Source organism: Streptomyces sp. MBT65, assembly GCF_016612545.1.
Taxonomy (GTDB): Bacteria; Actinomycetota; Actinomycetes; order Streptomycetales; family Streptomycetaceae; genus Streptomyces.
The window spans coordinates 1-9,990 of the sequence record NZ_JAENRY010000291.1 but is presented as its reverse complement, the minus strand read 5'-3'; the positions used below and the strand labels follow the sequence as shown (position 1 = coordinate 9,990).

General features: G+C 71.2%; 9 protein-coding genes. 5 read left to right on the top strand and 4 right to left on the bottom strand.

Features of this window, described 5'->3' with window-relative positions:
- Positions 1-3: 3 nt before the first annotated feature.
- Positions 4-576 (bottom strand): flavin reductase family protein, encoded by a 573-nt coding sequence (locus JHN63_RS41215; RefSeq protein WP_200690249.1) that lies wholly within the window; start codon positions 574-576, stop codon positions 4-6.
- 305 nt (positions 577-881) lie between these two features.
- On the opposite strand from JHN63_RS41215, the gene cdgB reads away from it, so the two are divergent.
- Both cdgB and JHN63_RS41205 read left to right on the top strand, forming a co-directional pair.
- Positions 882-2,546: a diguanylate cyclase CdgB gene (gene cdgB, locus JHN63_RS41210; protein WP_200690248.1), complete on the top strand. Its 1,665-nt coding sequence runs from the start codon at positions 882-884 to the stop codon at positions 2,544-2,546.
- 177 nt (positions 2,547-2,723) lie between these two features.
- A complete protein-coding gene (locus tag JHN63_RS41205) occupies positions 2,724-3,692 on the top strand; it encodes a carbohydrate-binding protein (protein ID WP_200690246.1) in 969 nt (322 codons plus the stop codon).
- A 10-nt stretch (positions 3,693-3,702) separates the two neighbouring features.
- Here the strand turns inward: JHN63_RS41205 and JHN63_RS41200 are convergent, their stop codons facing one another.
- From JHN63_RS41200 to JHN63_RS41190, 3 genes are all read right to left on the bottom strand, one after another.
- Positions 3,703-4,632 (bottom strand): 1-phosphofructokinase family hexose kinase, encoded by a 930-nt coding sequence (locus JHN63_RS41200; RefSeq protein ID WP_200690245.1) that lies wholly within the window; start codon positions 4,630-4,632, stop codon positions 3,703-3,705.
- Positions 4,633-4,772: 140 nt separating this feature from the next.
- Positions 4,773-6,008, bottom strand: a complete 1,236-nt coding sequence (nagA, locus tag JHN63_RS41195) for an N-acetylglucosamine-6-phosphate deacetylase (RefSeq protein ID WP_200690244.1) — start codon at positions 6,006-6,008, stop codon at positions 4,773-4,775.
- Positions 6,008-6,952 (bottom strand): ROK family protein, encoded by a 945-nt coding sequence (locus JHN63_RS41190; RefSeq protein WP_200690243.1) that lies wholly within the window; start codon positions 6,950-6,952, stop codon positions 6,008-6,010. Before JHN63_RS41190 ends, nagA begins: the two co-directional genes overlap by 1 nt.
- A 131-nt stretch (positions 6,953-7,083) precedes the next feature.
- Here JHN63_RS41190 and JHN63_RS41185 point away from each other — a divergent pair, with 131 nt between their 5' ends.
- The 3 genes from JHN63_RS41185 to otsB all read left to right on the top strand — a co-directional run bounded on the left by JHN63_RS41185 (position 7,084) and on the right by otsB (position 9,699).
- Positions 7,084-8,328 (top strand): extracellular solute-binding protein, encoded by a 1,245-nt coding sequence (locus tag JHN63_RS41185; protein WP_200690242.1) that lies wholly within the window; start codon positions 7,084-7,086, stop codon positions 8,326-8,328.
- A 55-nt stretch (positions 8,329-8,383) separates the two neighbouring features.
- The gene (locus JHN63_RS41180) at positions 8,384-8,644 is read left to right on the top strand and encodes a DUF3263 domain-containing protein (RefSeq protein WP_200690241.1); all 261 of its coding nucleotides are present in this window, start codon (positions 8,384-8,386) and stop codon (positions 8,642-8,644) included.
- 113 nt (positions 8,645-8,757) lie between these two features.
- Positions 8,758-9,699: a trehalose-phosphatase gene (gene otsB, locus JHN63_RS41175; RefSeq protein WP_200690240.1), complete on the top strand. Its 942-nt coding sequence runs from the start codon at positions 8,758-8,760 to the stop codon at positions 9,697-9,699.
- Positions 9,700-9,990 lie beyond the last annotated feature (291 nt).

The window sequence follows — 9,990 nt, the reverse complement described above, 5'->3', positions numbered from 1 at the left end:
CCCTCACCCCAACTGCCGGTATTTCCCCCGGAAGTACGACAGCGGGCCCCCCTCCGCGCTCCCCACCTCCGCCGTCAGTACCCGGCCGATCACCAGCGTGTGGTCCCCGGCCGGAAGTCGCTGTTCCGTGCGGCACTCCAGGGTGGCGAGGGCGCCGCGGACCAGGGGGGCGCCGGACGCCGTGCCGTGGACGTACGGAATGTCGTCGAAGAGGAGGCGGTCGCTGATGCGGCCCTTCATCGCGAAGCGGCCCGCGATGTGGCGCTGGCTCTCGGAGAGGACGGAGACGGCCCACAGGGGCTGTTCGTCGAGGAGGTCGTCCATGCGGGAGCCGTTGCGCAGGCTGACCAGGACCAGTGGCGGGTCCAGGGAGACCGACATGAAGGCGGTCGCGGTCATGCCGACATCCTCGCCGACCGGGGCATGCGGGTCGTCCGGGTCGTACGGCTCCTCGTGCGCGGTCACCAGGACCACACCCGCGGCCAGCCGTGAAAGGGCGGCGCGGAACTCGTCGTTGCTCACCCCCACAGGATGCCCGGAGAGATCGGCCTCGGTGATCGACGCGGTGTTCAGCACGCCCGAAACGCTAATCGCCGACAGCCGTCCACCGCATCGGACCTGCGACCCAGTCAGGTCCTAGGACCAACGGCCCACGCGACGGAACATCGTCGTGCATCATGTCCACACACCCACAAAGTTTGCGTTCAGTAAACGCACAGGGAAAATGCAGAATCTCCACTCAATTGTTCATCTTCTGCTGTGACTTGAGTCACAAGGGGTAGTAATTGTTGACCCTGTGTACCGAGTGGGCAGCGCGCTGTGATTCAGTGGCGGGGAAGATGACCCTTGATTCGCTGCGAGGTCTCGGGGGGAGGGCGAGTATGGAGACCGAGTCGGAACCCTACGTCCGTCTTGCGACCCTGCGACAACTGCACACGGTCATGGCGGACATGAACACCGCCCGCAGCCTGGCGGACACCCTGCAGACCGTCGCCGACGGAGTCGTCAACGGCCTTGGGTACGAGCTGGCGTGCGTCAACCTCGTCCGCCCCGACGGCGACCTCGTGGTCGCCGCCTTCGCGGGCAACTCCGCCGCCGAGGCACTCATCACCGGCCGCGTCGGCTCGCGCACCTCCTGGGAGCGCCGCCTCGGCATGGGCGAGTCCTGGGGCGACCTGCGGTTCATCCCGCACACCGAGGGCTGGGTCCTCGACGAGGACGACGTACCGCAGTGGTACACCGACGGCCCCGCCCCCCGCTTCGAGGACGAGTGGCACCCGTCCGACCGCCTCTTCGCGCCCATGTACACCCCCGGAGTCTCCGGCGGCTCGTGCGGCGAGCTGATCGGCGTCCTGTCCGTGGATCGGCCGCGCAACGGCCGACGGCCCGGCGCATGGGGCAAGGAAGCGCTCCAGATGTACGCGTTCCAGGCCGCCATAGCGATCAGCAACGCGCGTCTACGTGCGAATATGCAGCGCGCACTTGTCAGGCTCGAGCGCGAGCAGCAGGCCCTGCGCGCCAGCGAGGAGAGCTTCCGGCAGGCCTTCGAGTACGCCCCCTCCGGTATGGCGATAGCCGAGATGGGCGGCGACCAGCACGGCCGCATACTGCGCAGCAACGACGCCCTGTGCCGCCTCCTGGGCCGCCCCGCCTCCGCGATGCGCCGCTACTCCTTCTCGGACCTCGTCCACCCCGAGGACATAGGCACCCTGCTGAGAACCTCGGCGGAGGGCGGACGCGCGGAGCTCCGCCTGGGCCGCCGGGACGGCACGTACGTCTGGGTCTCGCTCCGCAACTCCGTCGTCGCGGACGCCGCCGACGGACCGCGCTTCCTCCTCTCCCATGTCGAGGACATAGAGGACCGCAAGCGCCGCGAACTGCAGCTCGCCCACCGCGCCGCGCACGACGCGCTGACCGGCCTGCCGAACTCGGCGGAGCTGCGCACCCGCCTCTCCGCCCGCCTCTGCCAGCGCCCGCAGTCCGCGTTCCCCGGCGAGATCGAGTCCATCGACGCCGCGTACGGACATCCGGCTCCGGCCTACGACGCGAACGGCCACGGCTTCGACTTCCGCCCCGGCGCCGACCTCCTCGACGCCTACGACCACCATGTCCACACCATCGCCCCCGAGGGCGAGCGGGACGACGGCACCAAGGGGCTCGCGGTCCTCTTCTGCGACCTCGACGGCTTCAAGTCGATCAACGACCGGTTCGGGCACAACGCGGGCGACGCGGTCCTGATCGAGGTCGCCCGGCGGCTCGGCCGGGCGGTGCGCGACGGCGACACGGTGGCCCGGCTCGGAGGCGACGAGTTCGTCGTGCTGGCCGACGGATTGGGCAAGGCCGACGCCGCCGACCTCGCCGTACGCCTGCGGAACGAGATCATCCAGCCCATCCGGGTGGACGGCCGGGCCATGCGGGTCGGGGCCAGTTTCGGTATCGGCTGGGCCCACTGCGGCATGACGGCGGACGAGGTGCTGAAGTCCGCTGACGAACGGATGTACATCGAGAAACGATCTCGTCCCAAACAGCACAGACGCGCGGGATGATCTCCAGGTCAGTGGTCTGATGCGGCCCGAGTCACCCGTTTGGACCACGCGGAGCGGGTAGGCTCGCAGTTCTCCAGATGTATCGAAGACATGTCTGAAGACGCATCTGAAGACGTATATCGAGACGTTTCCGAAGCTGACGTATCTGCACCCGCACCTGTTGAGGAGTACCTAGGGATGACGCCCGGCAACAACGGCGCGAGCACGCCCGAGGACGACGACCCGTTCGGCTACCTGTACGAGGACGGCCAGGCGGCCGGCGCCCAGCCGCCGTCCGGCGGTGGCTACGGCTACCCGGGTTCGGTCAACCGAGTGCGCCCGGTCGGCGAGCGCCAGTACGGCGCCCAGCAGCAGGCCGCCGCCACGGCGCAGTACCAGCAGCAGTACGGCCAGACCGTCCCGCAGCAGCAGTCCTACGGCGCCCAGCCGAACGCGCACTACCAGGCCCCGGAGACCTTCCCCGGCGGCCCGCCCGCCGGCCAGCAGCCGCCGTCGTACAACAACGGCGGTGGCGGCCGGGGCCGCGGCCCCAACACCAAGGGCCTGCTGATCGGCGCGATCGCGGTCGTCGCCGCGGTGGTCATCGGCATTAGCGTCGCGATGATGAACGGCAACGGCGACGACAAGACCGACGACCAGGCGGGCTCGACCCCGTCGACGTCGCAGAGCGCCTCCTCGAGCCCCTCGCCGAGCGCCAGCGCGTCCAGCGGCCTGGAGACCCAGACCATCGACGCCAAGGCGCTGAAGCTGGAGGGCGGCGCCACGCTCGCGTCCGACGTCAAGGGCGCCGACGCCGACGGCGGCATCTATGTGACGGGTCTGAACGCGGCCGGCGCCTCGGTCACCTGGCAGATCAGCGGCATCCCCTCGGACGGCACGTACACGGTGTTCGCGCACTACAGCTCGACCAGTGACGACCAGCAGATGACGCTCAGCATCAACGGCAAGAAGTTCGGCAGCCCGTTCAACCTGAAGAACTACGCGGGGGCCCCGGACGGCAACTTCGAGAAGGGCTGGACGACGAGCTTCGCCTGGCCCACCCTCACCAAGGGCACCAACTCGATAAGCCTGTCCTGCGAGGACGCCGCCAAGTGCAACGTCCTGCTGGACCAGTTGTGGGTGAAACAGGGCCAGGTCAAGAAGTAGCCGGGGCGCGTCAGGCCGCGGAGGCGTCTCCTGTCACCGCGACCCGCCTCAGCAGTTCCTCGTACGCCGCCCGGTCGAACTCGCCCGCCACCGGCGCCAGTACGGTCGCCGCCGACAGGGCCACGGCCCGGGCGAGCCGGTCCGGCCAGGGCAGTCGCTCCACCAGACCCGACAGCAGGCCCGCGACCGCCGAGTCGCCGGCGCCGGTCGGGTTGCCGTGGACGCGGGCCGGGGGCGTCGCGTGCCACTCGCCCTCCGGGGTAGCCGCCAGCAGGCCCTGAGCCCCGAGCGAGGCGACCACCGCGCGGGCACCCCGGCGCCGGGCGTCCCGCGCCCCGCCCAACGGCTCGTGGGAGCCGGTGAGTTCGGCCAGTTCCCCGGCGTTGGGCTTGACCAGGTCGGGGCGCGCGGCGACGCCCCGGCGCAGTGGTTCGCCGCTGGTGTCGAGCAGGACCGGGACACCGGCCGCCCGCGCCGTCCGGACCAGCCCCGCGTACGCGCCCACCGGCACCCCCGGCGGCAGACTCCCGCACAGGGCCACCGCCGACACCCCGTCCAGCAGCCCCTCGTACGCCTCCTGGAACGCGGACCACTCCGCCGAAGTGACCGTCGGGCCGGGCTCGTTGAGTTGAGTCGTGTCACCGGTCAGCTCGTCCACCACGGCGATCGTGCGCCGGGTCGGTCCGGCGACCGGGACGAGCGCGTCCAACACACCTGGCGTTCCCGTGAGTCGGTCCTGTACGACCCGTCCGGTGGCGCCGCCGGTGAAGCCGGTGACCGTCACCTCGTGGCCGAGGGCGGCCAGCACGCGGGCCACGTTCAGGCCCTTGCCGCCGGGCCGTTCGGTCACCTCGGACACGCGGTGCGAACCGTGCGGTCGCAACTCCCGTACCCGATAGGTGATGTCGAGAGCGGTGTTCAGCGTCACCGTGAGGATCACCGGGCCGACCTCCCCCGAAGTATGTGTATCCGTCGTCCAGTTCGGGCCCGATCATGCCAAAGAGACGGCGGTCGGCCCAGACCCGGACCGACCGCCGTCTCCTGTGAATCCGCGGAACGCGCTGCGGAATGCGCTGTGGATCAGCCGAGTTGGGGGTCGACCACCCAAGTGCCGCGCCGCATCACGCCCTTGAGGTCGAACGCGGAGTCCAGCAGCACCAGGTCCGCGTACTTGCCCGGCTCCAGCGAGCCGATCTCGCCGTAACTCCCCAGCAGACGGGCCGGGTTGGCCGAGATCGCGGTGACCACGTCCTCGACCGGCAGCCGGTCGATCGTCACCGCGCGCTTGAAGGCCCGGTCCAGGGTCAGCGTCGAGCCCGCGATCGAACCGCCCTCCACCAGCCGCGCCACACCCTCGCTGACCTCGACCTCCAACGGGCCGAGCATGTAACGCCCGTCACCGAAGCCCGCCGCGTCCATCGCGTCCGTGATGAACGCCACCCGGTCCGCACGCGCGTGGTGGAACGCCAACTCCAGGGCCGCCGGGTGCAGATGCGTACCGTCGTTGATCAACTCGACGGTGATGCGCTCGTCCTCGAGCAGCGCCGCGATCGGACCGGGGTCGCGGTGACCGAGCGGCGGCATCGCGTTGAACAGGTGCGTGGCGACCGTCGCGCCCGCGTCGATCGCCTCCACCGTCTGCTCGTACGACGCGTCCGTGTGCCCGATCGCCGCGATCACGCCGTGTTCGGCGAGGAGGCGCACGGAGTCGAGCCCGCCCGGGAGTTCGGTCGCGAGGGTGACCATCCTGGCCTGGCCCCGGGCCGCGTCGACCAGCTTGCGGACGTCCGCCGGATCGGGGTCGCGGAGCAGGGACTCGGAGTGGGCGCCCTTGCGGCACGGGGAGATGAACGGGCCCTCGAAGTGGATGCCGGCGAGGTCGCCCTGTTCGGCCAGTTCGGAGAGGAGGCCGGCGCGGTGGGCGAGGAAGTCCATGTCGCCGGTGACGGTGGAGGCGACCAGGGTGGTGGTGCCGTGCCGGCGGTGGGTGTGGATGCCCTTGAGGACGTCCTCGACGGTGCCGGAGGTGAAGGAGGCGCCGCCGCCTCCGTGGTTGTGGATGTCGACGAATCCCGGGACCAGCGTGAACCCCGTGACGTCGAGCACCTGGGCGTTGTCGGGGGCGGCACCGGCGATGCGGGTGCCGTCGACGATCACTCGGCCGTCCTGGACGGTTCCGGTGGGGAGGACCACTGTGGCGCCGGACAGGATCAGGGGCGCATCGGCCGTCGCGGAGTGCGGGCTCGTCGTGGCTGGTCGCGCCCCGACGCGGAGCCGCGTGTCGACGCTGTCCCGCGCCCCTGGGTTGGCTGCCATCAGCGTGCTACCTCCGTGCGGTCGGTTGAAGTGAGGAGGTCCCAGGCCAGTAGTCCTGCACCCAGGCATCCGGCTGTGTCCCCCAGGGCCGCCGGGACGATCGTCGGCAGCTTCTGGAAGGTGATCCGGTCCTGCACCGCCTCCCGTAGCGGTGCGAACAACGTTTCCCCCGCCTCCGCCAGGCCGCCACCGATGATGATCGTTCGGGGGTCCAGGAGGGTGAGGGCGGTGACCAGGCCGTCGGCGAGGGCGTCGACGGCTTCCTGCCAGACCTTCTTCGCGCGCGAGTCCCCGGCGGCGACCGCCTTCGCGCAGTCCGCCGCGTCCGCCCCGGAGTCGCCGGAGACGGCCGCCCACGCCTCGGTCACGGCCGCCGCGGACGCGTACCGCTCCAGGCAGCCGACCTGGCCGCAGGGGCAGGGCGTGCCGCCCGGTCGTACGACGATGTGGCCGATCTCGCCCGCGAAGCCGTGCGCGCCCGCCTCCACCCGGCCGTCGATGCCGATCGCGCCCGCTATACCGGTGCCCAGCGGCACGAACAGGAAGCGGTCGGCGCCCTTGCCCGCGCCGATACGGCCCTCGGCGAGGCCGCCGGTGCGCACGTCGTGGCCGAGGGCGACCGGGACGCCGCCGAGCCGGGCGGCGAGCAGATCGCGCAGTGGTACGTCCCGCCAGCCGAGGTTGGCCGAGTAGGCGGCGATGCCCCGCTCGGCGTCGACGATGCCGGGGACGGCGACGCCGGCCGCGGCCGCGGGCTCGCCGTAGTGCTCCTCGCCGTACGCGCGCAGCTCGGCGGCGAAGCCGAGGATGTGCTCGACGACCGCGTCCGGACCGCGCTCGCGGCCGGTCGCCCGGCGGGCCCGGTGCAGCAACTCGCCGTCCGCCCCCACGAGGGCGGCCTTCATCCCGGTGCCGCCCACGTCGAGGGCGATGACATGTCTCACGGGGGACAGTGTGGCCCGTCCACCCGCGAGAGGTCTAGTCCACTTACGTGGTGTAGACCTTATGGGTTCGCAGAGCGAACGTCACGACAGCAAAGGTTGGGGATTCGGCAGTGCAGCGGCGCAGGACAGGAATGATCGCGGTGACCTCCGCACTGGGCATGACGGCGGTCCTCGGGGGCTGCGGCCTCGGCGGGGACTCCGGTGAGGTCACGCTGCGGCTCGTCGCCGCGGACTACGGCGACTCCGCGTCCAACAGTTCGCGGACATACTGGGACGGACTCGTCAAGGAGTACGAGGCGAAGCACGCGAACGTCAAGGTCGAGGTCAGCGTCTACTCCTGGAACGACGTCGACCGCAAGGTCAAGGAGATGGTCGCCGCCGGCAAGGCGCCCGACATGGCGCAGATCGGCGCGTACGCGGACTACGCCGACGCGGGCAAGCTGTACTCCACCGCCGACGTGCTCTCCATCCCCGTGGAGGCCGACTTCCTGGAGCCGCTCATGGACGCGGGGCAGGTGAATCACCTGCAATACGGCATGCCTTTCGCCGCGTCTACGCGCGTCCTCTTCTACAACGAGACGCTTTTCCGCGAGGCCGGGCTGACCCCGCCGAAGGACTGGAGCGAGCTGGCGGCCGACGCGGAGGCGCTGAAGGAGCGGGGCGTGAAGTATCCGTTCGCGCTGCCGCTCGGCTCGGAGGAGGCGCAGGCCGAGACCATGCAGTGGCTGCTCGGCGGGGGCGGTGGCTACACCGACGACATCGGGACCTACACCATCGACTCCACGGCGAACGTCTCCACGTTCACCTGGCTCCGCGACAACCTCGTCGACAAGGAGCTGACCGGGCCGGTCGCACCGGCCGAGCTCAACCGCGCGGACGCGTTCGCGGCCTTCGCCAACGGTGACGTCGGCATGCTCAACGGCCACCCCACGCTCATGCGGCAGGCCGCCAAGAAGGGCGTCAAGTTCGGCACGGTCGCGATGCCGGGGCGTACGGGCAAGGCCAAGTCCACGATGGGCGTCGCCGACTGGATGACCGCCTTCAAGCAGAACGGCCACCGCGAGCAGATCGGCGACTTCCTCGACTTCGTCTACAGCGAGAAGAACGTCCTCGCCTTCTCCCGCGAGTACGACCTGCTGCCGGTGACCAACTCCGCGTCCGAGGCGATGGAGGAGTCCACGCAGGACAAGGCGCTACGGCCCTTCCTCGAGGAACTCCCGCTGTCCACGCTCTACCCGGTCGGCAACACCTCCTGGGCCGCGGTCAGCGCCGACATCAAGAAGCGGATAGGGCAGGCGGTGGCCGCGAACGGCAACCCCGGGGCGCTGCTCGGGCAGTTGCAGGCGGCGGCGACGCTGGCGGAGAGCGGGAAGTAGGCGTACGCGGCGGCGGGCCGGGGCGTTGTCAGTGGCGGGAGTTACCGTGCAAGGCATGGACACGGACCCGCCACCCCCGCCCCCGCGGGTTCCCTCGCTGAACCGGAGGGAACAGGACATCCTCGCGCTGGAGCGCCGCGGCTTCCCCGGCCCCGGTGTGAAGGAGCGCGCGATACGCGAGGAACTGGGCCTGGCCCCCGTGCGCTACTACCAACTGCTCAACGCCCTGCTGGACGACGAGCGGGCACTGGCCCACGACCCGGTGACGGTGAACAGGCTGAGACGGGTCCGCGAGACACGGCGCTCGGAGCGGTGAGGGTGGCCGGGGGCCGCCGGGGGATCGCCGGGAGTGGCCGGGAGGTGTGCGGGTCCCGGCCGTGCGCCGGTGAGCGAGGGGTGAGCACGGGCCCGCCCGGATAGGGTCGATGTATGGGCAGCCCTCAGGACTTCACCGATCCCGCTCCCGATCGCCAGGTCTCCAGCGGTCCCGATCCCCAGGTTCGCCGCGATTCCCAGAACTCCACCGGCTCCACGCTCCCCGCCGCACTCCCGACCCCCGTCACCCGTGCCGGGCGCGAAGGGCTGGAGGCGATCCTCGCCAAGCCGGCCGCCGCGGTGATCGGGCTCGACTTCGACGGCACACTCGCGCCGATCGTCGCGGACCCCGAGCAGGCCCGCGCCCACCCCGGCGCGCTACCGGCGCTGGCCGCGCTCGCCCCGAAGGTGGCGTCCGTGGCGGTGATCACCGGCCGCCCGGCAGGCGTGGCGGTCCGCAACGGCGGCTTCGCGGGCGTACGCGGCCTGGAACACCTGGTCGTACTGGGCCACTACGGCACGGAACGCTGGGACGCGGTGACCAGTACGGTCAGCGCCCCCGCCCCGCACCCCGGGGTGGCCGCCGTCCGCGCCGAACTCCCCGGCTTCCTCGACGGGATCGGCGCGTGGCAGGGCACCTGGATCGAGGAGAAGGGCCGCGCCCTCGCCGTCCACACCCGCCGCGCCGACGACCCCGAGGCCGCCTACGAGGCCCTGCGCGCCCCCCTCACCGACCTCGCCACCCGTCACGGCCTGATCGTCGAACCCGGCCGCATGGTCCTGGAGCTGCGCCCACCCGGCATGGACAAGGGCGTGGCGCTCACCGAGTACCTCCGCGAGACCGGCGCCGAGTCCGTCCTCTACGCCGGCGACGACCTCGGCGACCTCCCCGCCTTCGCCGCGGTCGAGAAACTCCGCTCGGACGGCATCCCCGGCCTCCTGGTATGCAGCGGCAACAACGAGGTCACGGAACTACGGGACCGGGCGGACCTGGTGGTGGACGGCCCGCCGGGAGTCGTGGACCTGCTGTCCACGCTCGCGGCTCAACTGGGCTGATGCACAGCGGGGTTGACGGGCCGCGTGCGGTGGAGCCGTCTCGGCGAGGAGCCGTGGACGGCGGGGCAGGGGGCGCAGGCCCGCTGTCCGTGCCGTCGGCTCAACAGGCCTGACAGGCGGCGGGGTTGGCGGTGCCGAAGGCGGCCCGGGGTGCGGCAGCCGCTCGGTGATCCCCAGCAGCCCGCAGGCCGCCCCGCTCCCAAGCCCGCTCCCCGCAAGCCCCCTTGCCCGCCCCCTCGCTCAACTCACCTGCTCACGCAGCGCGTTCAACTGCTCCAGGAACCACTGAGC

Coding starts and splice junctions, on each gene's coding strand:
- cdgB (WP_200690248.1), top strand. CDS start 882: ATGGAGACCGAGTCGGAACCCTACGTCCGTCTTGCGACCCTGCGACAA.
- JHN63_RS41205 (WP_200690246.1), top strand. CDS start 2,724: ATGACGCCCGGCAACAACGGCGCGAGCACGCCCGAGGACGACGACCCG.
- nagA (WP_200690244.1), bottom strand. CDS start 6,008: ATGGCAGCCAACCCAGGGGCGCGGGACAGCGTCGACACGCGGCTCCGC.
- JHN63_RS41185 (WP_200690242.1), top strand. CDS start 7,084: ATGATCGCGGTGACCTCCGCACTGGGCATGACGGCGGTCCTCGGGGGC.
- JHN63_RS41180 (WP_200690241.1), top strand. CDS start 8,384: ATGGACACGGACCCGCCACCCCCGCCCCCGCGGGTTCCCTCGCTGAAC.
- otsB (WP_200690240.1), top strand. CDS start 8,758: ATGGGCAGCCCTCAGGACTTCACCGATCCCGCTCCCGATCGCCAGGTC.